Source organism: Ramlibacter pallidus (assembly GCF_015070875.1).
Classification (GTDB): Bacteria; Pseudomonadota; Gammaproteobacteria; order Burkholderiales; family Burkholderiaceae_C; genus Ramlibacter; species Ramlibacter pallidus.
In genome coordinates this window covers 1-22,698 of the sequence record NZ_JADDIV010000005.1, presented here as the reverse complement: position 1 = coordinate 22,698, position 22,698 = coordinate 1, and the positions used below count along the sequence as shown (strand labels likewise).

The 22,698-nt window shown below is 69.5% G+C and carries 28 protein-coding genes; 10 read left to right on the top strand and 18 right to left on the bottom strand.

Annotation, left to right across the window (positions count from 1 at the left end; all coding sequences use genetic code 11):
- Positions 1 to 3: 3 nt before the first annotated feature.
- Entirely contained in the window at positions 4 to 396 is a 393-nt protein-coding gene (crcB, locus tag IM787_RS17120) for a fluoride efflux transporter CrcB (RefSeq protein ID WP_193677924.1), read from the top strand.
- Here crcB and IM787_RS17115 read toward each other — a convergent pair.
- The 13 genes from IM787_RS17115 to IM787_RS17055 form a co-directional block, all read right to left on the bottom strand.
- Complete coding sequence (locus tag IM787_RS17115) at positions 393 to 866, bottom strand: GNAT family N-acetyltransferase (protein WP_193677923.1); 474 nt, start codon at positions 864 to 866, stop codon at positions 393 to 395. The two genes, crcB and IM787_RS17115, sit on opposite strands and share 4 nt — an antisense overlap.
- 10 nt (positions 867 to 876) lie before the next feature.
- A complete protein-coding gene (locus tag IM787_RS17110; protein WP_193678381.1) occupies positions 877 to 1,338 on the bottom strand; it encodes a GNAT family N-acetyltransferase in 462 nt (153 codons plus the stop codon).
- Positions 1,328 to 2,446, bottom strand: a complete 1,119-nt coding sequence (locus IM787_RS17105; RefSeq protein ID WP_193677922.1) for a YeeE/YedE family protein — start codon at positions 2,444 to 2,446, stop codon at positions 1,328 to 1,330. The genes IM787_RS17110 and IM787_RS17105 overlap by 11 nt, the downstream gene beginning before the upstream one ends.
- A gap of 32 nt (positions 2,447 to 2,478) precedes the next feature.
- A complete protein-coding gene (gene soxB, locus IM787_RS17100) occupies positions 2,479 to 4,215 on the bottom strand; it encodes a thiosulfohydrolase SoxB (protein WP_193677921.1) in 1,737 nt (578 codons plus the stop codon).
- Positions 4,216 to 4,277: 62 nt separating this feature from the next.
- On the bottom strand, positions 4,278 to 4,934 hold the full coding sequence (gene soxX / locus IM787_RS17095) for a sulfur oxidation c-type cytochrome SoxX (protein WP_193677920.1): 657 nt from the start codon (positions 4,932 to 4,934) through the stop codon (positions 4,278 to 4,280).
- A 13-nt stretch (positions 4,935 to 4,947) separates the two neighbouring features.
- The gene (gene soxA, locus IM787_RS17090; RefSeq protein WP_193677919.1) at positions 4,948 to 5,748 is read right to left on the bottom strand and encodes a sulfur oxidation c-type cytochrome SoxA; all 801 of its coding nucleotides are present in this window, start codon (positions 5,746 to 5,748) and stop codon (positions 4,948 to 4,950) included.
- 26 nt (positions 5,749 to 5,774) lie between these two features.
- On the bottom strand, positions 5,775 to 6,086 hold the full coding sequence (gene soxZ, locus IM787_RS17085) for a thiosulfate oxidation carrier complex protein SoxZ (RefSeq protein ID WP_193677918.1): 312 nt from the start codon (positions 6,084 to 6,086) through the stop codon (positions 5,775 to 5,777).
- A 53-nt stretch (positions 6,087 to 6,139) separates the two neighbouring features.
- Positions 6,140 to 6,595 (bottom strand): thiosulfate oxidation carrier protein SoxY, encoded by a 456-nt coding sequence (gene soxY / locus IM787_RS17080; protein ID WP_193677917.1) that lies wholly within the window; start codon positions 6,593 to 6,595, stop codon positions 6,140 to 6,142.
- 76 nt (positions 6,596 to 6,671) lie between these two features.
- Positions 6,672 to 7,727, bottom strand: coding sequence for a c-type cytochrome (locus tag IM787_RS17075; protein WP_193677916.1), 1,056 nt, complete (start codon positions 7,725 to 7,727; stop codon positions 6,672 to 6,674).
- Positions 7,711 to 9,054 carry a sulfite dehydrogenase gene (gene soxC, locus IM787_RS17070; protein ID WP_354004435.1) on the bottom strand — a complete coding sequence of 448 codons (1,344 nt, stop codon included), beginning with the start codon at positions 9,052 to 9,054 and terminating at the stop codon, positions 7,711 to 7,713. Before soxC ends, IM787_RS17075 begins: the two co-directional genes overlap by 17 nt.
- An 85-nt stretch (positions 9,055 to 9,139) precedes the next feature.
- A complete protein-coding gene (locus tag IM787_RS17065) occupies positions 9,140 to 10,084 on the bottom strand; it encodes an MBL fold metallo-hydrolase (protein WP_193677914.1) in 945 nt (314 codons plus the stop codon).
- Positions 10,085 to 10,125: 41 nt separating this feature from the next.
- Complete coding sequence (locus IM787_RS17060) at positions 10,126 to 10,470, bottom strand: ArsR/SmtB family transcription factor (protein WP_193677913.1); 345 nt, start codon at positions 10,468 to 10,470, stop codon at positions 10,126 to 10,128.
- Positions 10,471 to 10,481: 11 nt separating this feature from the next.
- Entirely contained in the window at positions 10,482 to 10,910 is a 429-nt protein-coding gene (locus IM787_RS17055; RefSeq protein ID WP_193677912.1) for a DsrE family protein, read from the bottom strand.
- A gap of 92 nt (positions 10,911 to 11,002) precedes the next feature.
- Between IM787_RS17055 and IM787_RS17050 the strand changes: the two genes are divergently transcribed.
- From IM787_RS17050 to IM787_RS17040, 3 genes are all read left to right on the top strand, one after another.
- Complete coding sequence (locus tag IM787_RS17050; protein WP_193677911.1) at positions 11,003 to 11,839, top strand: phosphate/phosphite/phosphonate ABC transporter substrate-binding protein; 837 nt, start codon at positions 11,003 to 11,005, stop codon at positions 11,837 to 11,839.
- A gap of 68 nt (positions 11,840 to 11,907) precedes the next feature.
- Positions 11,908 to 13,050: a YeeE/YedE family protein gene (locus IM787_RS17045; RefSeq protein WP_193677910.1), complete on the top strand. Its 1,143-nt coding sequence runs from the start codon at positions 11,908 to 11,910 to the stop codon at positions 13,048 to 13,050.
- A gap of 2 nt (positions 13,051 to 13,052) precedes the next feature.
- Positions 13,053 to 14,009, top strand: coding sequence for a 2-hydroxyacid dehydrogenase (locus IM787_RS17040; protein ID WP_193677909.1), 957 nt, complete (start codon positions 13,053 to 13,055; stop codon positions 14,007 to 14,009).
- Positions 14,010 to 14,020: 11 nt separating this feature from the next.
- On the opposite strand, the gene IM787_RS17035 is transcribed toward IM787_RS17040, so the two are convergent.
- Positions 14,021 to 14,365 carry a DUF2917 domain-containing protein gene (locus IM787_RS17035; RefSeq protein WP_193677908.1) on the bottom strand — a complete coding sequence of 115 codons (345 nt, stop codon included), beginning with the start codon at positions 14,363 to 14,365 and terminating at the stop codon, positions 14,021 to 14,023.
- A 206-nt stretch (positions 14,366 to 14,571) separates the two neighbouring features.
- Positions 14,572 to 14,838 (bottom strand): GlsB/YeaQ/YmgE family stress response membrane protein, encoded by a 267-nt coding sequence (locus IM787_RS17030; protein WP_193677907.1) that lies wholly within the window; start codon positions 14,836 to 14,838, stop codon positions 14,572 to 14,574.
- A gap of 340 nt (positions 14,839 to 15,178) precedes the next feature.
- Here IM787_RS17030 and IM787_RS17025 point away from each other — a divergent pair, with 340 nt between their 5' ends.
- The 6 genes from IM787_RS17025 to IM787_RS17000 all read left to right on the top strand — a co-directional run bounded on the left by IM787_RS17025 (position 15,179) and on the right by IM787_RS17000 (position 19,613).
- Positions 15,179 to 16,216, top strand: a complete 1,038-nt coding sequence (locus IM787_RS17025; protein ID WP_193677906.1) for an ABC transporter substrate-binding protein — start codon at positions 15,179 to 15,181, stop codon at positions 16,214 to 16,216.
- Positions 16,213 to 17,037: an ABC transporter ATP-binding protein gene (locus tag IM787_RS17020; protein ID WP_193677905.1), complete on the top strand. Its 825-nt coding sequence runs from the start codon at positions 16,213 to 16,215 to the stop codon at positions 17,035 to 17,037. The genes IM787_RS17025 and IM787_RS17020 overlap by 4 nt, the downstream gene beginning before the upstream one ends.
- Positions 17,034 to 17,804 (top strand): ABC transporter permease, encoded by a 771-nt coding sequence (locus IM787_RS17015; RefSeq protein ID WP_193677904.1) that lies wholly within the window; start codon positions 17,034 to 17,036, stop codon positions 17,802 to 17,804. Before IM787_RS17020 ends, IM787_RS17015 begins: the two co-directional genes overlap by 4 nt.
- A 6-nt stretch (positions 17,805 to 17,810) precedes the next feature.
- The gene (locus IM787_RS17010) at positions 17,811 to 18,641 is read left to right on the top strand and encodes an urease accessory protein UreD (protein ID WP_193677903.1); all 831 of its coding nucleotides are present in this window, start codon (positions 17,811 to 17,813) and stop codon (positions 18,639 to 18,641) included.
- A gap of 163 nt (positions 18,642 to 18,804) precedes the next feature.
- Positions 18,805 to 19,278 carry a hypothetical protein gene (locus IM787_RS17005; protein ID WP_193677902.1) on the top strand — a complete coding sequence of 158 codons (474 nt, stop codon included), beginning with the start codon at positions 18,805 to 18,807 and terminating at the stop codon, positions 19,276 to 19,278.
- 104 nt (positions 19,279 to 19,382) lie between these two features.
- The gene (locus tag IM787_RS17000; RefSeq protein WP_193677901.1) at positions 19,383 to 19,613 is read left to right on the top strand and encodes a hypothetical protein; all 231 of its coding nucleotides are present in this window, start codon (positions 19,383 to 19,385) and stop codon (positions 19,611 to 19,613) included.
- Positions 19,614 to 20,039: 426 nt separating this feature from the next.
- Here IM787_RS17000 and urtE read toward each other — a convergent pair whose 3' ends face one another.
- From urtE to urtC, 3 genes are read right to left on the bottom strand one after another with little or no spacing between them, the layout of a single operon-like run.
- Positions 20,040 to 20,732 carry an urea ABC transporter ATP-binding subunit UrtE gene (urtE, locus tag IM787_RS16995; RefSeq protein ID WP_193677900.1) on the bottom strand — a complete coding sequence of 231 codons (693 nt, stop codon included), beginning with the start codon at positions 20,730 to 20,732 and terminating at the stop codon, positions 20,040 to 20,042.
- Positions 20,732 to 21,577 carry an urea ABC transporter ATP-binding protein UrtD gene (gene urtD / locus IM787_RS16990; protein WP_193677899.1) on the bottom strand — a complete coding sequence of 282 codons (846 nt, stop codon included), beginning with the start codon at positions 21,575 to 21,577 and terminating at the stop codon, positions 20,732 to 20,734. Before urtD ends, urtE begins: the two co-directional genes overlap by 1 nt.
- Positions 21,574 to 22,662, bottom strand: coding sequence for an urea ABC transporter permease subunit UrtC (gene urtC / locus IM787_RS16985; protein ID WP_193678380.1), 1,089 nt, complete (start codon positions 22,660 to 22,662; stop codon positions 21,574 to 21,576). Before urtC ends, urtD begins: the two co-directional genes overlap by 4 nt.
- Positions 22,663 to 22,698 lie beyond the last annotated feature (36 nt).

The following is a 22,698-nucleotide window of genomic DNA, read 5'->3' as shown; positions in this document are numbered from 1 at the left end:
GCCATGGGATCCATCCTCTCGATCGCCGCCGGCGCCTCCGCCGGCGCGCTGCTGCGGTGGCGGCTGGCCACCTGGCTGAACCCGATGCTGAGCGGCCTGCCGCTCGGGACGCTGTGCGCCAATCTCGTGGGCGGCTACCTGGTGGGGGTGGCGGTGGCGTTCTTCGCCGCCCGCCCGGACCTGCCGCCGGAATGGCGGCTGCTGGCGATCACCGGGTTCCTGGGCGGCTTCACGACGTTCTCGGCGTTCTCGGCGGAAGTGGTGGAGAACCTGGCGAATGGACGGACCGGCTTCGCGCTGGCCACCGTCGTCCTGCACGTGCTCGGCAGCCTGGCGCTGACGGCGCTCGGCATCGCGAGCTACGGCTGGCTGCAGTCCGCGGGGGCCTGGCGCTAGCCGGGCGACGACGGTTGCAGCTGCAGCGTCATGAAGGCGCTGTGCGGGTCCGGCCCGTAGTCTCCGAACGGGCCGCAGAAGCGGAAGCCGAAGCTTTCGTACAGCCGATGCGCGGGCCGGAAGGCGTCCATCGACCCGGTCTCCAGGCTCAATCGTTCGTAGCGGCGTTCACGCGCGACGTCGACGATGTGCCCGAGGATCGCGCGCCCCGCACCGCGGCGCCGCAGCGCGGCCGGCGTCCGCATGGACTTGATCTCGCCGTGCACGGCATCCAGTTCCTTGAGCGCGCCGCATCCGAGCAGGACGTCGCCGTCCCATGCCGACCAGAACGTGATCTCCGGCCGGCGCAGGCGCTCCAGGTCCAGGGCATGGACGCTCTCCGGCGGCGACAGCTCGCGCATGTTCCGCAGGTGCTCCTCCAGCAGCGCGTGGATGGCGGGCCGGGTCAGGTCGTCGCGCTCGATCCGCATGGAACCTTCCTCAGAGTTCACGGGAATAGACGATGAAGCCGCGGTGCTCGGCCAGCTTGTCGTAGAGCGCGCGGCCCGCGGCATTGGTCTCCTGGGTCGTCCAGTACAGGCGCGAGCTCCCCGCTTCCTTCGCCGTCGCGGCCACCCGCTCGATCAGGGCGCGGCCGACGCCCAGGCCCCGGTGCTCGGCGCGGGTGAACAGGTCCTGCAGGTAGCAGACGTCGTTCAGGCGCGAGGTGCTGCGGTGGAAGAGGTAGTGCACGAGGCCGACCACCTGCCCCTCCCGCACGGCGACGAAGGCGTGCACGCCGGACCCCGGCGTGAAGAACCATTCCCAGGTCCGTGCCGTGATGCGCTCGTCGAGCGCCGTCGGGCCGCTGCGTCCGTAGAACGCGTTGTAGCCGTCCCAGAGCAGGCGCCAAGCCTCGCGGTCGCCGCGTTCGACGGGCCTGACCCGCACCTCATTCCGCATCACGTTCCAGCCTCCACATCTGGTACCTCACCCCGGCCAGCGCGCCGCCGACCATCGAGCATGCCGCCACGATACTGGTCAGCGACAAGGTGGACAAGCCCGTGACGCCCTGCCCGATGCTGCAGCCCATCGCGGTGACGCCCCCGACGCCCATCAGCACGCCGCCGGCGAGATGGTGGCCCAGGTCCGGCGTGCCCGCGAAGCCTTCCCAGCGGAAGCTGCGGCGCCAGGCCGCCATCGCCGCCGATCCGAGCACGACGCCGGCGACCGACACGATGCCCACGGTGAGGCGCTTGGACGCGTCGCTGAAGAACAGCACCCAGTCCAGCGCGAAGGCCACGGGCGCGACGAAGCTCAGTCCTTCGGCGCGCGTGGAGTTGGTGGCGAGCCAGCTCTCCTCCAGCGTCTCGGGATGCTCCGCGAGATGCCCGAGGTGGCCGGTGACCCAGAACATGCCCAGCACCAGCAAGCCGACACCCGCGCCGGCGACGAGGTTGAGCGGACGGCGGGATTCGCGCGAGGCCAGCGAGAAGGCCAGCAGCACGCTGCCGGCGGTGAATCCCGCCGCGAGCGCCGCGGCACCGGGCGAGAGGTCGGCGCCGCGGGCGAGCAGCGTCGCGACGTCGGCGTTCATGCCGAGGTCGACGGCCACGCGGTCCACGGTGTGGACGCGCCACACGGCCGTCAGACCCTTCAGCGTGGCGAAGGCGGCGATGCCGGTGACCAGGGTGACCACCAGCGACTTGAGGCTGCCGCCGCCGACCCGCACCAGCGTCTTGCTCACGCAGCCGGACGACAGCACCATGCCGAAGCCGAAGACCGAGCCCCCGACCAGTGCCGACAGCCACAGCCACTGCGGCGAGGCATAGAGGGTCTGCGGCGCCCGCACCAGGCCGGCGAAGGAGAGCAGCGCGAACCCGAGGGTGGCGACGGCGGCGGCCAGCGTCCACTGGCGCATGCGCGTCCAGTCGCCCATCGCGGCGACGTCGCTGACCGCGCCCATGGTGCAGAAGCCGGTGCGCTGCACCAGCGCGCCGAAGGCCGCCGCGATGGCGAACGCGGCCCACAGCACCTGCTGGTTCAGCGCGGACAGCTCTGCCGGGGTCATCGGCAGATTCTAGGTTCGATGCGGTGGCCCCTTCAGGCCTGCGCGTATCCCGGGTTCGGCAGCGCGCCCGTGAGGCGCGGGACGTTCACCTGCCGCGGCGCCACCTTCCCGCCCCGCGCCCGGAGCCATTGCTCCACGAGGTCCCACACCGGGCGGGTATTGGCTTTCGCCGCTTCCTCCGACACGGGCGCCCAGCCGGCCACCTTGTAGGTGCGCGAAGCCTCGATGGGCTTGCCGTTCAGGCGCATGTCCTCGATGCGCCGGCCGGCAGCGGCCAAAGGGTTGCAGCTGTATTGCAGGCCGCCCACGCGCACCATGTCGCCGCCCTGCTGGTAGTACGGGTCCGGGTTGAACAGGTTGTCGGCCACGTCTTCCAGCACCGTCTTGAGCATCTCGCCGCTCATGTCGCTGACGGTGGTGTACGAGTACGTGGTCGCCGTCATGTCCATCAGCCACTCGCGCGTGATGGCCTGTCCGGCCAACAGCGAAGTGCCCCAGCGGAAGCCCGGCGAGAAGGCGATCTCCGCGCCCTGAACTTCCATCAGCGCGTCCAGCAGCAGCTGGTCGCCCGAGCCGTTGAAGTTGCCGCGCCGGTACAGCGTGCCTTCGGTGACCGCCAGCTGCTCGGCGAGCTTCGCTTCGTACGGTGCGCGGATGCGGGTGATGAGCGCGTCCATGGCCGGGTCGGCGGGCAGCATGTTGGCGAACACCGGCAGGAGCCGGTAGCGGAAGGCCGACACCTTGCCGCCCTTCACGTCGAAGTCCATGACGCCCAGGAACTTGCCGTTCGACCCGGCGTTGGTCACCAGCGTCTGGCCCGACTTGTTGGCGACCACCGTCGCCACCGGCATGCCGTCGTGCGTGTGGCCGCCGAAGATCGCGTCGATTCCCGTGACGCGGCTCGCCAGCTTGAGGTCGACGTCCATGCCGTTGTGCGACAGCAGCACGACGACCTGCGCGCCCTTGCCGCGCACCTCGTCCACCACCTTCTGCATCTCGGCGTCGCGGATGCCGAACTCCCAGTCGGCCACGAAGTAGCGCGGGTTGGCGATCGGCGTGTAAGGGAAGGCCTGGCCGATGATGGCGACCGGCACGCCGTTCATTTCACGCAGCGTGTACGGCTTGAACACCGGGTCGCCGAAATCGGTGGTCTTCACGTTCTGCGCGATGAAGTCGACCTTGCCGGCGAAATCCTTCTCCACGATCTCCTTCACGCGTTCCATGCCCAGCGTGAACTCCCAGTGGCCGGTCATCACGTCGACGCCCAGCAGCTTGCAGGCCTCGACCATGTCCTGCCCCCGGGTCCACAACGCGGTGGCGGAGCCCTGCCAGGTGTCGCCGCCATCGAGCAGCAGCGCACCGGGGCGGCTGGCCTTCAGGCGCTGGACCAGCGTGGCGAGGTGCGCGAAGCCGCCGACCTTGCCGTAGCGGCGCGCGGCCTGTTCGAAGTCGAGGTAGGTGAGCGCGTGCGCCTCGGCGCTGCCGCGCGGCACCTTCGCCGCCCGCAGCAGGTGGTCGCCCACGAGGTGCGGCAGGCGCCCCTTCATGTCGGCCACGCCGAGGTTCACGCTCGGCTCGCGGAAGTGGATCGGCTTCAGCTGCGCATGGCAGTCCGTCATGTGCAGGAACGACACGTTGCCGAACTTCGGGACGTCGTAGAGGGCGCCGGCAGCGGTGGCCGCGTCGGCCGACGCCCAGCGGCCCAGCCCCATGCCGGCCACGCTGGCCGCGCCCATCACCTGCAGGAATTCGCGCTTGGACAGGTTCACTTGGAACTACCTTCGAAAAAAAAGCCCGGGCGCGCCCGGGCTGCATGCGCCGTCCCTGGCGCCTATTTGTTGACGGGGGAAGCCGGGTCGAGCAGCAGCGCCATGATGTGCTTGATCTGCGTCTCGCTCAGGTTGCCCATGTGGCCGGAGCGCGGCATGTTGGAGCAGGCGTTGTAGGCCTTGGCGTTCCAGATCTTGCCCCACGTGTATTCCACGATCGGCTTGGCGGCGGCGCTGTCCGGGTCGGTGACGCCGCGCAGCTTGCCGTAGTTGTAGAGGCTGGGGCCTATCGTTCCGAAGGAGATCTCCTCCTTGGAGATCTGGTGGCAGTTGTAGCAGTTGCCGCCGTTGGCGGAGCCCGCCGTGTCCGTCCAGGTGAGGCCGCGGCCGCTCTGGGCGATGGCTTCACCCTGCTTCCAGTCGCCCAAGAACTTGCCGTCGCCGGGCCACTTCACGGTCTTGAGGTTCGCTTCCTCGATGCGCTTGGCGGTCGCCGCGTCGAGCGGCTTGCCGGCGACGTCCGCGGCGTTGCACAGCTTCAGCGTCTCGTCGATCTGGGTCACGCGGTCGACGGTGGCGATGCCCTGCGTGCGGAAGGCCGCTTTCACCATGTCGTCGGCGACCTGGTCGTAGTTGGCGGTGCTGCCCGGGAGCGCGGCGCAGCCGGCGATGCCGATGGCGGCCAGCAGCGTGGTGACGATGAGGGGAGTCTTCTTCATGCGGGCTCCTCGTTCAGCGCTTGATGGTGGGGGCCGCCGACTTGGCGCCCTTGGCATTGACGCCCAGGTAGGTGGACAGCGCGGTGAGCGCGTCGCTGCCGAACTCCGGGTACGGGAAGCGCTGCTGGCGGTAGCAGTCGTTCAGGCGCAGCTGCATGCTCCACATCTGGCCGTTGGACACGCGGTAGGCCGGCCAGGCCGCGAAGCCGACGCCGTCGCCGGGGTTCTTCGTCAGGTTGGGCAGGTCCTGCAGGCGGATGCGCTTGCCGTCCTCGCCGTGGCAGGAGGCGCAGGAGAAGTCGTGGGTGCCGCCGCGCATGAAGAAGATGCGCTTGCCGGCTTCGTAGAAGGTGCGCTCCTGCGGATGGCCCTGCGGCAGGTTGAACTGCATGCCCTTGGACTCGGCCGCGACCCAGGTGGCGAGCGCCGTGACGTTGGCCATCTCGCCGCGGCCGAACGGGGTCTTGGCGATCTCGGCGGCGTCGAAGCCCTGCAGGCGCTCCATGCACGTGACCAGCCGCGACTCGAGGTCCTGCACCTTGCCGGTGTCGGCGAAGTAGCGCGGGAGTTCGACGAAGGCCCCCTTCACCACGCCCGGCCCCTTGCCCAGGTCGCAGGCCTGCAGCGATGCGGCCTTCGGGCCGCGCTTCTGCTTCCACAGGTCCTCGCCCTTGGCCTCGAACAGCTCCGCGGGGTTGCCGTCGGCCAGCATGGCCCGGTATTCGTCGATGGCTTCGCTGGCGCTCTTCTGCGCCGCCGCGCCGGCCGCGAGGCCCGCGAGGGCCAGCGCCGCCAGCAGGTGGTTCGTCCGCATCCTGTCTCCTCCTTGTTCGCTCGTCTTCAGCTGACCGTCGCTTCGTCGGTGCGCGTGTCGCCGCGGTTGTCCTTCCAGGTCACCGCGATCTTGTCGCCGGCCTTGGCACCCTTGACGGTGAACTGCAGGAACGGGTTCTTGGCCACCGCCGGGCCCCACTCCGCGCTCATGACGGGCTTGCCGTTGTGGGTGGCGCTGACGTTGGTGATGTGCCACGCCGGGATGGTCTTGCCGGCGCTGTCCTTGCGCTGGCCGGTTTCCATCTCGTGGCTCATGAGGACGCGGACAACGGCGTTGTTGCCCTGGGACTGGGCGCGGATGCGCATCGGGTCTGCCATGGGGGACTCCTGGATCTGTGCTGTGTTCGGGGTGGGTGGAAGTGGAACGCCGGTCAGCCGCCGCAGCCGCCGAGGGTGACCTTCACTTCCTTCTTGGTGTACAGGGCCTTGCCGTCGTTCATGATGGCGACGGCGTAGACGTCGGAAGTCTGCGACATCTTGGCGCGGGTGGAGAAATTGGCCTCCACGGCGTCGGTCACGTCGAACTTGGCCACCAGCGTGTTGGGGTTCTTCTCGACCAGCACCAGCAGGTGCTTCACGCCGGACAGGCCGGTCGCCGCCGCCATCGGCACCACGGCGCCGTTCTCGGCGATGTCGGGTGCCGTCAGGGTGACGTCCTTGCTCTCGGCCGGCGCGCCGGCGCCGTAGGCCTTGACCACGTCGGCCATGCTCTTGGCCTCGAACGCGTTCTTGTTGAACGCGAAGGCGTACTGCGGGAACAGGCCGGTGGCGCCGAGCAGGCCGGCGACGGCCATCGACTGCTTCAGGACTTCACGACGATTCTGCATTGCTGCTCTCCAGGAAATATTCAAACAAATACTAGTTCAGCCGGGCCGTTGCGCCGATACGGAAATTCCCTGCGCCTCAGGGCGCGGCGCCGGAGGCCAGCCATCCGGCGATGCGCCCGGCATCCTCCGCGCTGATCGCCTGCGGCGGCATCGGGATGCTGCCCCAGACGCCCGCGCCGCCAGCGCGGATCTTGCCGGCCAGGTACTCCGCCTTCCCGGCGTGCTTTCGCGCCACGTCGCTCCAGCTCGGTCCCACCAGCTTCGCGTCCTGCGCGTGGCAGGCGGTGCAGGTGTTCTTCTGCAGGAGGTCGGCCGGGATTTTCGCAGACGCGCGGGCCGCTGCCGCGGCGGCGCCGGCCTGGGCCCGCGGCGTGGCGGCGGCCGTGGCTGTGACCGCGCCGCGTTGCGGCCCCACCGGCCGGTTCTGGTCGGCCAGGTTGCCGTGCGCGTTGCGCGCGAAGTCCGGCAGGATCGACGCCACCCGGGGTTCGACGGCGCAGTTGCGCATGCAGGCCGCCGCCTTCACGTCCGGCGCGCCGGCCACGCCGGGCAGGTCGCGCCCTGGCCACAGGGCGTGGGCGGTCGTCATGCCGTTGCGGTTGGGAAGGCGTTGCTGCACCTGCGCCATGTTGGCATCGGACAGAACGAAATCGTCGGCGACGATCCCGCCGAGGTTCAGCATGTACGCGGTGACGGCGTACACCTCTTCCACCGACAACGACTTCGGCTGGTTCCACGGCATCGCGCGGTTGATGTAGTCCCACAGCGTCGACACCGTCGAAAGCTTCATCAGCGTGGTCCGGCCCGGGTAATCGGGGCGCTGCAGGTTCGCCACGCGACCCGTCCGGATGTCGTCCGCCGTCGTGCCCCCCACCAGCGGGTTGAACACTTCGTTGGATTCGCCGAACACGCCGTGGCAGCTCGCGCACTTCCCCTCCCAGACCTGCTGGCCCCGGGCGACCGAGCCGGAGCCCCCGGGCAGGCCCTGGAGATCCGGGCGCACGTCGATGTCCCAGGCCTTCACTTCCGCCGGGGTCGCGGCACGGCCGATCCCGGGGAAGCCCTGCGCCTGCGCGGCGAAGGCCGTCGCGGCGAGGACGGCCAGGAGCAGGGCCTTAGGCGAGCTGGACATTCTTCACCTCGCCGCTTTCCTGCACCAGCCACGACTGGATCGCGTTGTTGTGGTAGATCGAGCGGGTGCCGCGCACGCCGCGCAGCTGCCGCTGCGTGGGCTGCACGTACCCCGTGTCGTCGGTGGCGCGGCTCTGGATGATGGCGGGCTTGCCGTCCCAGACCCAGTCGAGGCTGAAGCGCGTGAGGCACTTGCTCATGACCGGGTCCTGCAGGCGCGCGCTGCGCCAATTGCGCCCGCCGTCGACCGAGACGTCGACCTTCGCGACCTTGCCGCGGCCCGACCAGGCCAGCCCGTTGATGCTGTAGAAGCCCTTGTCCAGCAGCACCTGGCCGCCCGAGGGCGTGGTCACCACGCTCTTGCACTCCTGGATGCTGGTGTACTGGCGGTGCCGGCCGTCCGGCATCAGGTCGACGTAATGGATCGCTTCGTCCTTGCTCGCCCAGGGCTGGTCGCCCACCTCCACCCGCCGCAGGTACTTCACCCAGCTCACGCCCTGCACGCCCGGCACCACCAGGCGCAGCGGGTAGCCGTTCTCGGGCCGCAGCATCTCGCCGTTCTGGCCGTAGGCCAGCAGCACCTCGCCCGATTCGATCAGCGCCATCGGGATGGTGCGCGTCATCGACGAGCCGTCCGCGCCCTCGGCGAGCAGGAAGCGGCCCTTCTTCAGGTCGGCGCCGGCCATCTGCAGCACGGTGATCAGCGGCACGCCGGTGAACTCGCTGCACGAGAGCATGCCGTGCGTGTACTGGCAGGTGGGCACCGCGACGTTGCCCCACTCCATGCCGGTGTTGGCGCCGCACTCGATGAAGTGGAAGCGCGAGACGGAGGGCAGCCGCATCAGGTCGTCCATCGTGAAGACCTTCGGGGTCTTCACGAGGCCGTTGACCATCAGCCGGTGCTTGCCCGGGTCGACGTCCCACCAGCCCTGGTGGTGGCGCTCGAAGTGCAGGCCGCTGGGCGTGACGATGCCGAACAGCGACTGCAGCGGCGCGAACGACACCGAAGCCTGGCGGGTCTGCGTCAGGCCCGGGCTTTGCCGGCGCTGCACGTTGCGCTCGTATTGCGAGGGCTTGCCGTAGCCGTCGGTCACCACCGGCTGGCCGAGGCCGCGGGTGTGTTCCGGCAGCTCGAGGATGTTCGGGTCGCCCTGGGGCTGGGCTGCCGCCCCGGCGGCGGCCAGGCCGCTGGCCGCCGCCGCGAAGGCGCCGCGCAGGAAATCGCGCCGGCCTTCCTTCGCCTCGGCGAAGACCCGGCGGACGTCCGCGCCGGCGATGAAGTTCTCCGGGGCCTTGCGCAGGCGGCCGGCAGGGGGATTCGGTGTCACGCGCTCGTTCTCTTCATTGGGAGGGGCGAATATAAGCATACGCTAATCGATGAGGTTCGCCACCCCGCGCGGGTCGGTGAATACCCTAGCGTCCCTGCCGCTCCATGAGCAGATAGGTGTTGTACGCGTTCATGCGGTTCGCCGCCTTGAACAGCGGCAGGTGCTCGAAGCGCGACCAGTCGGTGCGCGCGTAGGCATCGTCGAAGGGCTCCATGTCGCGCGCGGCGGCGCCCATCGCCTCGCGCAGGTAGGCCAGGTAGTCGCGCGTGAGCTCCAGGTCCTGCCGCGCGGACGTCGACAGCGCGCCATGTCCCGGCACGACCACGCGCGGGTCCAGCTTCAGCAGCGCGTCGAGCGCGGCGATCCACTGGCGGCTGTCGGCCTGCCCGACGAAGGGGATGCGGCCACGGAACACCATGTCGCCCGCGAACAGCACGCGCTCGGCCGGAAACATCACCACCAGGTCCTCGGGCGTGTGGGCCGGGCCGACCGGCTGCAGCTGCAGGCGCACGCCGCCCACCACCAGCTCGGTGGCGGCGGTGATCCACTGGTCGGGCTCGACCAGCTGCGTCTGCGCGTCGATCCACGGCGCCAGGTCGGTCCGCGAGACCTCCAGCCGCTGCCGCGCGGTCTCGGAGTTCAGGTACTCCAGCGCGGCGCGGTGGGCGACGATCTTCGCGCCCGCCTTGCGGAACTCCTGCAGGCCGTAGACATGGTCCGCGTGGTAGTGCGTCACGACGACGTGCGTCACCGGCTGCGGCGTGACCCGCGCGATCTCGGCCAGCAGTTCGCGGGCCAGCTGCGGCGAGCCGAGCGCGTCAACCACCACGACGCCGGCAGGCGTGACGACGAAGCCGGCATTGGAGATGAAGTTGCGGTTGGCGGGCGACCCGAGCGCCGCCTCGCCCTGGACGAACCACGCCGAAGGGGACACCTGCTGCGGCGCCACCTTGCGCGGCGCCTCCTGCGCGGTCGCGAGCGCCGCCGCCAGCGCGAACACGAAACCGGCCCATCCCTTGCGCAGCGCCATCCGACCTCCCGCTCTATAAGCCGGAGCTGATTATAGGAACGCTAGCCCTTCAGGTCCGACTCGATCGCGATCTGGGTGCAGACCGCGCGGCACAGCGTCACGACCCGGTCGTTGATGATCCGGTAGAAGATCTGGACGCCTTCGCGCCGCTTGCCGATGACGCCGGCCTGGTACAGCGTGTTGAGATGCTGCGACATGTTCGGCTGCGTGGTGGCAATCTCCTCCAGCAGCTGGGTCACGTTCTTCTCGCCGTTGCACAGGCTGCTGATGATCTTCAGCCGCATCGGCGCCGACATCACGCGGAACACTTCCGCCGCGGCCTCGAACACCTCGTCGGTCTCGAAGGTGCTGTCCTGCTCCAACGCTGCCGTCGCCCTGCGGACCATGCCTTCGCTCCTCAGGGCTTGATGTAGGCGTGCCGCTCGCGCGACTGGAGCTGCCCGATGCGGGCGACCCCGGACGGCGTGAACTCCGCGTCCATCGTGAACTGGTCCTTCTTCAGGTTGCGGTTGCGCAACGTGATCTCGCAGACCTCGAAGCGCACGCCGCGCGCCTTGAGCGCGCTCACCAGGGCGGCGTAGTCGATGTCCGGGTTCTTCTTGTCCTTGGCGCCGTCCAGGAGGAAGTCGACGCCGTTGGCATGCGTGACGACGATGATCTTCGTCTCCGGCGCCACGTCGAGGTGGTTGCGGATGTTGCGCAGCCCCTTGGTCGCCTGCGCCTCGGCATCGTCGATGTGGTACACGACGCGGTCCTGCGCGAGGGCCGGCACGGCGAACAGCCAGGCGGCGGCGAACAGGGCCAGCAGGCGGGTGAAACGTGTCATCGGAAGTCTCCTCGCTTAAGAATATCACTACTTGCTTCTGTGGCGATGCAGCGGAATCCTCGACCCGTTCCAAGGAGAACGAGGGGAAAGCCATGGGGAAGAAGAAGCTGGCGGCGCTGGCCGCCGCACTGCTGCTGTCCGTGTCCGCCGGGGCGCAGCAGCCGCCGCCGCAGCAGGACCTGGTGATGGGCGTGAGCGAGGGCACCTCCGGCGGCCTGGACCACGCCCAGGTCGTCATCAAGTACCAGGGCCTGGCCGACGTGATCGGCCGCAGCATCAAGCGCAAGGTGAACGTCGTCTTCGCGCGCGAGTTCGCCCAGCTCGAGGAAGGCATGAAGCAGAACCGCTTCGACTTCGTCATCGCGCGCCCCAGCGACTACCCGGCCCGCGGCGTGAAGCTCTATGGTTACCACTTCCTGGCGAGCGCCAAGCCCGACGGCCAGTGCCTGATCGTCGCGGGCAAGGCTTCCGGGATGAAGACCATCGCGGACATCAAGGGCAAGCGCATCGTGCTGCCGGAACCCGCCGCGTACATGACGAAGTTCTGCAAGGCCGAACTGCGAGACCGCGGCATCGACCTGGCCAGGGAGAACGTGCAGTACGTGCGCGAGCAGGGGGCGGTGGCGTTCTACATCGACAACAAGTTCGCCGACGTGGGCGGGATCGCCTCCTATTCCGGCGTCGCGAAGAAGTGGGTCAAGGAAGGCGGCGTGGTGCTGCACAAGAGCCGCGCCCAGCCCTACTTCCCCCTCATCGCCGCGAAGCACGTGACGGAGCCCCAGCGCGCCGAGATCCGCAAGTCGCTGGCCGCCATGACCGACAACGCGGCCGACCAGGCCGTGCTGAAGACGGTGGGCATCGAAGGCTTCGACCTCACGACCGGCCAGCGCCTGGCCGACCTGCTGGACTGGCTGGGTCCCCAGCCCTGACCTGCCGCGGGCAGGGGCAGGACCGCGCAGCTAAAATTCGCGGTTCCGCCCACTCCCCCGCGAGCAGCATGTCGCCCGAAACCGCTCCCCAAACCCTGACCCAGTTCGTCGTCTGGGGCGCGCTCGTGCTCGGCATGGCGCTGGGCGCCGTCGGCCAGGCCACGCGCTTCTGCGTGCGCGGCGCCATCGCCGACTGGGTCGTCTTCAAGGGCCCCGGCCGGCTGGTCTCCTGGCTGCTGGCCATCGCGGTCGGCGCGGTCGCGATCCAGCTGATGGTGAGCGCGAACGTGTTCGACGCCGGCCGCACGATCTACTGGAGCGAGCGCTTCCCCTGGCTGTCCTACCTGGTGGGCGGCCTGCTGTTCGGGTACGGGATGATCCTGGCGGGCGGCTGCCCGCAGCGCTGCCTGGTAAAGGCCGGCTCCGGCAACCTGAAGGCGGCGGCCACCTTGGTGGTGATCGCGATCGTCTCGCTGATGACGCTGCGCGGCGCGTTCGCGGGCTGGCGCGCCAACGGCCTGGACGCCGTCAGCGTCACGCTGGCCGGGCCGCAGGACCTGGGCGCCATGATCGCCCGCACGTTGTCGCTGCCGGCCGGCGCCCTGCGCTGGGTGGTCGCGCTGGCGCTCGCCGGCGCCGTGCTCGCCTTCGCGTGGCGCATGCGCCGCCAGGTCGAACGCGCCCACTGGCTGGGCGGCATCGCCGTCGGGCTGCTGCTCGCGGCCGCCTTCTTCCTCACCGGCCGCATCGGCTTCCTGGCGGAACACCCGGAGACGCTGGAGCCCGCCTGGCTCGGCACGCAGTCGCGCCGCCCCGAGGGCCTGTCGTTCTCCGCGCCGCTCGGCCACGCGCTCGACCTGCTCACGCTGTGGTCCGACAAGGCCACGGTGGCGACCTTCGGCGTGATGGTGGCGCTCGGCACCCTGCTCGGCGCCTTCGTGGCGGCCAGGTTGCGTGGCGACTTCAAGCTGGAATCCTTCAAGACGCCCGGCGAGCTCGGCGCGCACACCGGCGGCGCCGTCCTCATGGGCTTCGGCGGCATCACCGCGCTGGGCTGCTCGCTGGGCAACGGCGTGACCGGCGCGGCCATGCTGTCGACCGGCGCACTGATCGCCACCGCCGGCATCACCGCCGGTGCCTGGCTGGCGCTGGTGCGGCAGATGCGCAGCGGCGCCCTGCCCTCCGGCACCGTGGCCGCCACCGCCCGCTGAACATGAACGCCCGTCCCGTCCTCCTGCAGGCCACCGGCCTGCTGCCCTCGCTCGAGCGCCGGCTCGATGAGAACTACACGGTCCATCGCCTCCCGCCGCCGGGGACCGAACGCGACGCCTTCCTGGCGGCCCGCGCGGGCGAAGTCGAAGCGCTGGTGACTTCCGCCGGCGCCGGCGCGAGCGCGGCGCTGATCGACGCACTCCCCCGGCTGCGCATCATCTCCAGCTTCGGCGTCGGCCTCGACACGCTGGACCTCGACGCGGCGAAGCGCCGGGGCATCCCGGTCGGCTACACGCCCGACGTGCTGAACGACTGCGTGGCCGACCAGGCTTTCGCGCTGCTGCTGGCGATCGCGCGGCGCATTCCGGAGGCCGACCGCTACGTGCGTGCCGGAAGCTGGACGGCGCAACCCGCGAAGTCTTTTGCGCTGGGCCGCCAGGTGAGCGGCGCGAAGCTGGGCATCGTCGGCCTGGGCCGCATCGGCAAGACCATCGCCCGCCGTGCCGGCGGCTTCGACATGGAGGTGCGGTACCACAGCCGCCGCGCCGTCGAAGGCGTGGCGTGGCCACACGAGCCCTCCCTGTTGGAGTTGGCGCGGTGGTGCGACTTCCTCGTCGTCATCACCGCGGGCGGCGCGGAAACGCGCCACCTGGTGAACGCCGAGGTGCTGGACGCCCTCGGCACCAAGGGCTACCTCGTCAACGTCGCCCGCGGCACCGTCATCGACGAGGCGGCCCTGGTGCGCGCCCTGCAGGAAAAGCGCATCGCGGGCGCCGGACTGGACGTGTTCGAGCGCGAACCGCACGTGCCGCCCGAGCTCTTCGCGCTGGAGAACGTCGTGCTCGCGCCGCACATCGCGAGCGCGACGGTGCAGACGCGCGAGGCGATGGCGCAGCGCGTGCTGGACAACCTGTCGGCGTTCTACGCCGGCCAGCCCCTGCCCAGCCAGGCCGCGTGAACCTGCGGGGCTCAATGCTCCGTGACGTCGTCGTCGAATTCGATCTCCAGCACGCAGGGCTGCAGCGCGAACACGTGCATCGCGTCCTCGCGCTGCGCCCGGTAGCCTTCCTGCGGCGAGAGGATCACGTCCTTCGGGTCGCCGTCGTGCGTGATCCAGAGGCTGCCCTTCGTGCAGCGCACGTAGACGCTGTCGTCCACCCGCTCGAAGGTGCGGGCCTCGCCCTGCGCCATCCGCAGCGCAAAGCGCCGCTTGACGCGCGGCGCCGGCCGCAGCCGCAGTTCACGCGTGATCACCGAGGCGGTGTTGTGCCGCAGCCGCTCCTGCACGAAGTCCATCGAGTCCGTGTTGTACATGTCGTTCGCTCCTTGCTGTCATGGTGGAGCGGCGCGGGCCAACGGCTGGCCTGTACGGTCCGGCAGCGGGCGTCGGAGCAGCGCCTCCCTTCCGGTAAGGCCTGCCTCCTGAGCGGTACGGTCCGCCCGGGCAAAAAGAAGGGGCGCCAGCGGCGCCCCGAGGGTGCGGGCGACGGGCGCCCGCGGGAATCTTGTTGTGTCCCGGCTTAGCGGACGCGGCCGCGGCGGAACAGGTTCACGATGGCCAGCAGGATGATGGCGCCGATCAGCGAAACCACCACGGAACCGATGCTGATGCCGTCGTTGATGGTGCCCACGCCCACCAGCGGGGAGATCAGCCAGCCACCCAGCAGGGCGCCGACGATACCCACCACCACGTTCAGCAGGATGCCCTGCTGGCCGTCAGTGCGCATGACCAGGCTGGCCAGCCAACCGACGATACCGCCAACGATCAACCAAATCAGAAAACCCATAGTCGCACTCCTTGTGCCGCGAACGGCGTGTTGTTGATGTCGGGCCGCATTCCCGGGGAACCGGGTCCGCGTCCACCTGCCCGCTGGGGGCCGGTGCTGCTCACTATGGTTGGGCCCGCCAAGCGCGGGCGTAGTCGCCCGTAAAGCAAGGGAGTGCGGGGCGGGCGCGTGGCGGCGTCGGACAACACCCCACCGGGATGCGTTTTATTTCACGGGTTAGCCCCCAAGGGCGTGCCCCGCGGACGACGCGACAATGGAGGGGCGCGCCCTGGCAGCTCGACGGCACCGATCTTGCTAGTCCAGGCACTTCACCGATTCGTCATTTTCCGGAGCCATCCAGATGCAAAAGAGGGTCCTTCTCCAGGCTGCCGCCGCCCTGGCCCTGACCGCCGCCGTCCTGCCCGCCAGCGCGCAGACCGCCACGCCCATCAAGTTCCTGCTCGACTGGCGGTTCGAAGGGCCCGCCGCCCTGTTCCTGCAGCCCGCGGCCAAGGGCTACTTCAAGTCGGCCGGGCTGGACGTGCAGGTCGACGCCGGCACCGGCTCGGGTGCCGCCGTGCAGCGCGTGGCCACCGGCACCTACGACATGGGCTTCGCCGACCTGGCGGCGCTGATGGAGTTCCATGCCAACAACCCCGACGCGCCCAACAAGCCGGTGGCGGTGATGATGGTCTACAACAACACGCCGGCCGCCGTGATGGCGCTGAAGAAGTCGGGCATCAAGTCGCCCGCCGACCTGGCCGGCAAGAAGCTGGGCGCGCCGGTCTTCGATGCCGGCCGCCGCGGCTTCCCGATCTTCCAGAAGGCCAACAACATCAGCAGCGTGACCTGGGTCTCCATGGACCCGCCGCTGCGCGAGACGATGCTGGCCCGCGGCGACATCGACGCCATCACCGGCTTCGGCTTCACCTCGCTGCTGAACCTCGAGGCGCGCGGCGTCAAGCTGGCCGACGTGGTGACCTTCCCGTACGCCGAGCACGGCGTGAAGCTCTATGGCAACGTGATCATCGCGTCGCCGAAGCTGGTGCGCGAGAACCCGCAGGCCATCAAGTCCTTCCTCGCCGCGTTCGCCAAGGGCGCCAAGGAAGTGATGGCGAACCCGGACGCCGCCATCCAGTACGTCAAGGCGCGCGACGGGATCATCAACGAAGACCTGGAGAAGCGCCGCCTGCGCATGGCGATCGACTCCGTGGTGGCGAGCCCCGACGCCCGCGCCGAAGGCTTCGGCCAGGTGAACCCGGGCCGCCTGTCGCTGATGGCGTCGCAGGTCTCCGACGCCTTCAACACCAAGACGCGCGTCAAGGCCGACGACGTCTGGAACGCGAGCTTCCTGCCTGCGAAGGCCGACCTGAACGTGCTGCCCCCGGCGAAGAAATGACGGGAGCGGAAGACCGGTCCTTCATCGATTTCCGCGACGTCTGGCTGGCCTACAACGACGAGCTGCTCCGCGCGGGGCAGTTCGCGGTGGAGGCCATCGACCTGCAGGTGCGGCAGGGCGAGTTCATCGCCATCGTCGGGCCGTCCGGTTGCGGCAAGTCCACGTTCATGAAGCTGGCGACGGGGCTGCGGCCGCCGTCGCGCGGCCGCATCCTGATCGACGGGCAGCCCGTCACCGGGCCGCTGAAGATCTCCGGCATGGCGTTCCAGGCGCCGTCGCTGCTGCCCTGGCGCACGACGGTCGACAACGTGATGCTGCCGCTGGAGATCGTCGAGCCCTTCCGCAGCAACTTCAAGAGCAAGCGCAAGGAGTACGAGGCGCGCGCCCGGGCCCTGCTGCAGAAGGTCGGCCTCGGCGGCTACGAGGACAAGTTCCCCTGGCAGCTCTCCGGCGGCATGCAGCAGCGCGCCAGCATCTGCCGCGCGCTGATCCACGAGCCCAAGATGCTGCTGCTCGACGAGCCCTTCGGCGCGCTCGATGCCTTCACCCGCGAGGAGCTGTGGTGCATCCTGCGCGACCTGTGGACCGAACAGCGGTTCAACGTCGTGCTCGTCACGCACGACCTGCGCGAATCCGTGTTCCTCGCCGACACCGTCTACGTCATGAGCAAGAGTCCCGGCCGCTTCGTCGCCAAGCGCGAGATCGACCTGCCGCGCCCGCGCGAGCTGGAGGTCACCTACACCAAGGAGTTCACGGACATCGTGTTCGAGCTTCGCAGCCAGATCGGCGCGGTGCGCAGGACTTCGGCGGTGCCGTCATGACGCGCAACCGCCGCTTCGAGCGCTGGGCGCCGGTGCTGCTGCTGGCCGCCGTGCTGCTGTTCTGGCAGCTGGGCGTGACGGTCTTCCGGGTCGAGGAATTCATCTTCCCGGGCCCCCTGCAGATCGCGCAGCAGATGGTGGAGTTCCGCCAACCCATCATGGCCGCCGCCTGGAGCACCTTCTGGGTCACCATGGTCGGCTTCGGGCTGTCGATCGTCGTGGGCGTGCTGCTCGGCTTCCTGATCGGATCGTCGCGCATCGCCTACGCCGCGATGTACCCGCTGATGGTCGGCTTCAACGCCGTGCCGAAGGCGGCGATCGTGCCCATCCTGGTGGTGTGGTGGGGCATCGGGATCTGGCCGGCGATCGTGACGGCCTTCCTGATTTCCTTCTTCCCGATCATGGTGAACATCGCCACGGGCCTGGCGACGCTGGAGCCGGAGCTGGAAGACGTGCTGCGCGTGCTGGGCGCCCGCCGCTGGGACGTCCTGGTGAAAGTGGGCCTGCCGCGCTCGATGCCGTACTTCTTCGGCTCGCTCAAGATCGCCATCACGCTGGCCTTCGTCGGGACCGTGCTCGCCGAGATGACGGCGGGCGATGCGGGCATCGGCAACCTGATCCTCACCGCCGGCAGCCAGCAGCGCATGCCCCTGGCCTTCGCCGGCCTGGTGGCGATCAGCGTGATGGCCATGGCGATGTACGAGTTCTTCAGCTACGTGGAGAAGCACACCACCGGCTGGGCGCACCGCGGCTCGCAGGCCGCCTGAGCCTGCATGGCCTGGCACGCCGGCCTGCGGCTGGACTACGCGCTGGAGGGCGGCCGCACGGTCGCCCGCTTCGCGCACGACGGTCCGCTGCGCATCCTGCAAAGCCTCTATCCCGAGGGCGATGCCACCTGCCACAACGTGCTGGTGCATCCGCCCGGCGGGCTGGTGGGCGGCGACACGCTCCAGGTCCGCGTGCACGCCGCCGGTGGCAGCCACGGCCTGGTGACGACGCCGGGCGCCTCGCGCTTCTACCGCAGCGAGGGAGAGAGCGCCCTGCAGGACGTGCACATCGTCCTCGACGAAAGGGCGCGGCTGGAATGGCTGCCGCTGGAAGCGCTCTACTACAGCGGCTGCCGCGCGGAGAACCGCCTGGTCATGGAAGTGGCGCCCGGGGCCGAGCTGCTGGGCTGGGACATCGCCGCCCTGGGGCTGCCGCAGGCCGGCCAGCCCTTCCTGAAGGGCGAAGTGCTGCAACACCTCGAACTCCGTGGGCACTGGCTGGAGCGCGGCCACCTCGCCGCAGAGGACACGGCCCTGATGGACGGACCGCTGGGCCTGGCCGGCCACCGCTGCCTGGCCAGCCTTTTCCTCGCGTGCGGCGACGAACTGGGGCGCGCCCGCCGCGAAGCGCTGCTGGACTGCGCGCGGGAGCACATCGCGCGCAGCGCCTTGGCGGCCACCGCCGGCGCGACGGCGCCCGGACCGCGGGTGGTCGTGGTCCGGGTGCTGGCCCCGTTGGTCGAACCCGCGATCCAGCTGTTGCGGGCGATCCGCGTGGCATGGCGGCCCCTGCTGTGGGACGTCCAGGGCGCCGAGCCGCGCGGCTGGCACGTCTGAGGCCCGCCCGGCGTCCGGCGGTGTAGGCAACCGGACGGCAAGGTTGCGTCCTACCCGACCATGGGCCCGCTGCGGCCCGCATGGGGGCATCTCTCCGGCAGTGCGCCATCGAAGCCTTGCGCACACTGGCGCCATCGAATCCAAGAACCCCAGGAGAGCCCCCATGAAATCCGATGCACGCTCGCGCAAGAGCCTCGTCTCCTTCGGTGCCATCGCCCTGCTGGCGGTCGGCGCCGCCACCGCCCAGGTCGCGACGGGCATCGACGCGACCGGCAGCTACCAGTCCGAAGTCCAGGCCTGCATGAGCGGCCAGACCCAGCAGGACCGCGACACCTGCATGAAGGAAGCGCGCAACGCCCGCGCTGAGAAGCAGCGCGGCCACCTGGAGACCTACGGCGCCCACGAGTCGCACGCCATGGCGCGCTGCGACGTGCACCAGGTCGCCGAGGACAAGGCTGCTTGCCAGGCCCGCATTATGGGCATGGGCAGCACTGGCGGCAGCGTCGCCGGCGGCGGGCTGATCCGTGAAGTGGAAACCGTGGTCATGCCCGAGGGCCAGAACTCGGTGACCATCCAGCCGCAGACCGCCGACCCGGTGGTGCTGGTGCCCTCGACCTCCACGATGGGCAACCGCTAAGCGCGACGATTCCGGCGGGTGCCGCCCTGGCGGCGCGCCGGCGTCCTACACCTCGACCCGCCGCAAGGGCTACCCTTGGGCGGGTCATCCATTTGGAGAGAGCGATGAACCACCACGAACCCCGTGACCCCGGCGAAGCCGAAGGCGACGGCCACGCGAAGCACGGCTACCGCAACGAAGTCAGCTGGGACGGCGGCAAGGGTGCGCAGCCCTACGCCAACCAGGGCAGCGAGGAGCAGGGCCCGGCCAGCGCGAGGGAACATGAAGCGGGCAACCGCGGCGATGCCTCCGGCCGCAACCTCGAGCAGCTCGAGGACGTGAAGCGCAAGCCCTGAAAAAAGGAAACCCGCGGAGGCCGGAAGGCCTGCCGCGGGTCACCGCGTCGCGTGGGGCGCTCAGAAGATCAGCATGAACAGCAGGATCAGGCCGAGCGGGACGCCGAGTAGCCAGAGGATGACGGGCATGGTGTGCTCCTTTGAAGTGTTGCCACCAAGGTAACCCGCGCAGCCCCCGCAGCTTGGAAGGCAGGCTCGGCTCTGGCGGTAGGCAGCAGCCTACGGTCGCGCCACCCGGCGTCAGAACACGCCGAACAGCATCAGCAGCAGCACGATGCCGAGCGGGACGCCGAGGAGCCAGAGGATGACGGCCATGGTTGTTCTCCTTGTGGATGGTGCTGTCCACCTTAGGGAAACGGCCGGCGCCCTTCTGCCGGGAGCCTGCGGGAGGCCCGGTAGGAGCCCTCCGTCCAGGGGGAGCACCGGTCAGATGGCCACCCGCTGGCGCACGCCGTCCCTTTCCATGTCCTTGCCGGCGCCGCGGGCGACCACTTCGCCGCGCTCCATCACCACGTAGGCATCCGCGAGCTCCTGCGCGAAGTCGTAGTACTGCTCCACCAGCAGGATCGCCATGTCGCCCCGCTGCGCCAGCATGCGGATCACGCGGCCGATGTCCTTGATGATGCTGGGCTGGATGCCTTCCGTGGGTTCGTCCAGCACCAGCAGCCGGGGCTTCGCCGCGAGCGCGCGGGCGATGGCGAGCTGCTGCTGCTGGCCGCCCGACAGGTCGCCGCCGCGCCGGTGGAGCATCTGCCGGAGCACCGGGAACAGCTCGTAGAGCTCCGCCGGCACCGGCGTGCGGCCGGGCTGTGTCGCCAGCCCCATGCGCAGGTTCTCTTCCACGGTCAGGCGCGCGAAGATCTCGCGGCCCTGCGGCACGAAGCCGATGCCTGCACGCGCCCGCTCGTACGGCGTGCGGCCCTGCAGCGGCCGCCCTTCGAACGCGATCGTTCCGCTCTTGATGGGCACCAGGCCCATCAGCGATTTCAGCAGGGTGGTCTTGCCGACGCCGTTGCGTCCCAGCACGACGGTGACCTGGCCCGGCTTCGCCTCCAGCGACACGTCGCGCAGGATGTGGGAGCCGCCGTAGTACTGGTGGATGTTCTGGATGGACAGCATCAGCGCCCCAGGTAGACCTCGATCACCCGCTCGTCCGACTGCACCTGCTCCAGCGTGCCTTCGGCCAGCACCGCGCCCTCGTGCAGCACGGTGACCTTCTCGGAGATCGTCTTGATGAAGCTCATGTCGTGCTCGACGACCATGAGGGAGTGCTGCCCCTTGAGCGACAGGAACAGTTCCGCCGTGCGCGCGGTCTCCTCGTCGGTCATGCCGGCCACCGGCTCGTCGAGCAGCAGCAGCTTCGGGTCCTGCATCAGCAGCATGCCGATCTCCAGCCACTGCTTCTGCCCGTGGCTGAGGGTGCCGGCCAGGCGCGCCGCGCTGCCCGCGAGGTGGATGGTGCGCAGCACTTCGGCAAGGCGGTCGCTTTCGGCGGAGTCCGGCCGGAAGAAGATCGACGCGCGCACGCCCTTGTCGGTCTTGAGCGCCAGCTCCAGGTTCTCGACCACCGTGAGCTGTTCGAACACGGTCGGCTTCTGGAACTTGCGGCCGATGCCCATCTGCGCGATGTCCGATTCCTTGTAGCGCAGCAGGTCGATGGTGCTGCCGAAGAAGACGGTGCCGGCGTCCGGCCGCGTCTTGCCGGTGATGATGTCCATCATGGTGGTCTTGCCGGCGCCGTTCGGTCCGATGATGCAGCGCAGTTCGCCGGGCGCGATGTCCAGCGACAGCTTGTTGATGGCGCGGAAGCCGTCGAAGCTGACGCTGACGTCTTCCAGGTACAGGATGCGGCCGTGCGTCACGTCCACTTCACCCGCAACGGCCACCCGCGAAAAGCCGGCGGAGCGCCCGCCGGAGGCCGTGGCCAGGCGCCGGGCGCCCTCTTCCATCAGATGCGGCGTCATGCACGCTCCTTGCGCAGCTTGCGCGCCAGGCCGACCACGCCGTTCGGCAGGAACAGGGTGACCGCGATGAACAGCGCGCCCAGGAAGTACAGCCAGAATTCCGGTGCCGTCACGGTCAGCCAGCTCTTGGCGCCGTTCACCAGGAAGGCGCCGACGATCGGGCCGACCAGCGAGCCGCGGCCGCCCACGGCCGCCCAGACGGCGATCTCGATGGAGTTGGCCGCGCTCATCTCGCCCGGGTTGATGATGCCCACCTGCGGCACGTAGAGCGCGCCGGCCACGCCGCACATCACGGCGCTAAGCGTCCAGATCGCGAGCTTGTAGCCGATCGGGTTGTAGCCCGAGAACATCACCCGCGATTCGGCGTCGCGGATCGCCTGCAGCACGCGGCCGAACTTGCTGGCGACGAGGAAACGCGCCAGCAGGAAGAAGCCGAGCAGCGTGAGGCCGGTGAGGACGAACAGCGTCATGCGCGTCTGCGGCGTGGCGATGGCGATGCCCACGATGCGCTTGAAGTCGGTGAAGCCGTTGTTGCCGCCGAAGCCCGTCTCGTTGCGGAAGAACAGCAGCATGGCGGCGAAGGTGAGCGCCTGCGTGATGATGGAGAAGTACACGCCCTTGATGCGCGAGCGGAAGGCGAAGTAGCCGAACACGAAGGCGACGACCCCGGGCACGGCGACCACCAGGAACAGCGTGGCGGCGAAGCTGTCGGAGAGCGCCCAGTGCCAGGGCAGTTCCTTCCAGTCCAGGAACACCATGAAGTCCGGCAGGTCGCTCTTGTAGTGGCCGTCGCGGCCGATCTGCCGCATGAGGTACATGCCCATCACGTAGCCGCCCAGCGCGAAGAACAGGCCATGGCCCAGCGACAGGATGCCGGTGTAGCCCCAGATCAGGTCCATCGCCAGGGCGCAGATGGCGTAGCACATGATCTTGCCGACCAGCGCCACGGCGTAGTCGCTCATGTGGAACGCGCTGGACGCAGGGACGACCAGGTTCAGCAGCGGCGCGAGGGCACACACGGCGACGAGCGCGACGAGGAAAGCCGTCCAGCCGGTCTTCGTGAGCAGCGGCGCGCGCTGCGGCAGCGCCTCTTCCTCCCTCCCCCCCTGGGGGAGGGCTGG

What these genes read in the sequence shown, in the direction of transcription:
- IM787_RS17115 (WP_193677923.1), bottom strand. Translation starts at nt 866, where the DNA reads ATGCGGATCGAGCGCGACGACCTGACCCGGCCCGCCATCCACGCGCTG.
- IM787_RS17005 (WP_193677902.1), top strand. Translation starts at nt 18,805, where the DNA reads ATGAAATCCGATGCACGCTCGCGCAAGAGCCTCGTCTCCTTCGGTGCC.
- soxZ (WP_193677918.1), bottom strand. Translation starts at nt 6,086, where the DNA reads ATGGCAGACCCGATGCGCATCCGCGCCCAGTCCCAGGGCAACAACGCC.
- IM787_RS17055 (WP_193677912.1), bottom strand. Translation starts at nt 10,910, where the DNA reads ATGACACGTTTCACCCGCCTGCTGGCCCTGTTCGCCGCCGCCTGGCTG.
- crcB (WP_193677924.1), top strand. Translation starts at nt 4, where the DNA reads ATGGGATCCATCCTCTCGATCGCCGCCGGCGCCTCCGCCGGCGCGCTG.
- IM787_RS17045 (WP_193677910.1), top strand. Translation starts at nt 11,908, where the DNA reads ATGTCGCCCGAAACCGCTCCCCAAACCCTGACCCAGTTCGTCGTCTGG.
- soxY (WP_193677917.1), bottom strand. Translation starts at nt 6,595, where the DNA reads ATGCAGAATCGTCGTGAAGTCCTGAAGCAGTCGATGGCCGTCGCCGGC.
- IM787_RS17000 (WP_193677901.1), top strand. Translation starts at nt 19,383, where the DNA reads ATGAACCACCACGAACCCCGTGACCCCGGCGAAGCCGAAGGCGACGGC.
- soxX (WP_193677920.1), bottom strand. Translation starts at nt 4,934, where the DNA reads ATGAAGAAGACTCCCCTCATCGTCACCACGCTGCTGGCCGCCATCGGC.
- IM787_RS17110 (WP_193678381.1), bottom strand. Translation starts at nt 1,338, where the DNA reads ATGCGGAATGAGGTGCGGGTCAGGCCCGTCGAACGCGGCGACCGCGAG.
- IM787_RS17025 (WP_193677906.1), top strand. Translation starts at nt 15,179, where the DNA reads ATGCAAAAGAGGGTCCTTCTCCAGGCTGCCGCCGCCCTGGCCCTGACC.
- IM787_RS17060 (WP_193677913.1), bottom strand. Translation starts at nt 10,470, where the DNA reads ATGGTCCGCAGGGCGACGGCAGCGTTGGAGCAGGACAGCACCTTCGAG.
- IM787_RS17015 (WP_193677904.1), top strand. Translation starts at nt 17,034, where the DNA reads ATGACGCGCAACCGCCGCTTCGAGCGCTGGGCGCCGGTGCTGCTGCTG.
- urtD (WP_193677899.1), bottom strand. Translation starts at nt 21,577, where the DNA reads ATGACGCCGCATCTGATGGAAGAGGGCGCCCGGCGCCTGGCCACGGCC.
- urtE (WP_193677900.1), bottom strand. Translation starts at nt 20,732, where the DNA reads ATGCTGTCCATCCAGAACATCCACCAGTACTACGGCGGCTCCCACATC.
- IM787_RS17075 (WP_193677916.1), bottom strand. Translation starts at nt 7,727, where the DNA reads ATGTCCAGCTCGCCTAAGGCCCTGCTCCTGGCCGTCCTCGCCGCGACG.
- IM787_RS17040 (WP_193677909.1), top strand. Translation starts at nt 13,053, where the DNA reads ATGAACGCCCGTCCCGTCCTCCTGCAGGCCACCGGCCTGCTGCCCTCG.
- IM787_RS17050 (WP_193677911.1), top strand. Translation starts at nt 11,003, where the DNA reads ATGGGGAAGAAGAAGCTGGCGGCGCTGGCCGCCGCACTGCTGCTGTCC.
- IM787_RS17105 (WP_193677922.1), bottom strand. Translation starts at nt 2,446, where the DNA reads ATGACCCCGGCAGAGCTGTCCGCGCTGAACCAGCAGGTGCTGTGGGCC.
- IM787_RS17030 (WP_193677907.1), bottom strand. Translation starts at nt 14,838, where the DNA reads ATGGGTTTTCTGATTTGGTTGATCGTTGGCGGTATCGTCGGTTGGCTG.
- IM787_RS17035 (WP_193677908.1), bottom strand. Translation starts at nt 14,365, where the DNA reads ATGTACAACACGGACTCGATGGACTTCGTGCAGGAGCGGCTGCGGCAC.
- IM787_RS17020 (WP_193677905.1), top strand. Translation starts at nt 16,213, where the DNA reads ATGACGGGAGCGGAAGACCGGTCCTTCATCGATTTCCGCGACGTCTGG.
- IM787_RS17065 (WP_193677914.1), bottom strand. Translation starts at nt 10,084, where the DNA reads ATGGCGCTGCGCAAGGGATGGGCCGGTTTCGTGTTCGCGCTGGCGGCG.
- soxA (WP_193677919.1), bottom strand. Translation starts at nt 5,748, where the DNA reads ATGCGGACGAACCACCTGCTGGCGGCGCTGGCCCTCGCGGGCCTCGCG.
- IM787_RS17010 (WP_193677903.1), top strand. Translation starts at nt 17,811, where the DNA reads ATGGCCTGGCACGCCGGCCTGCGGCTGGACTACGCGCTGGAGGGCGGC.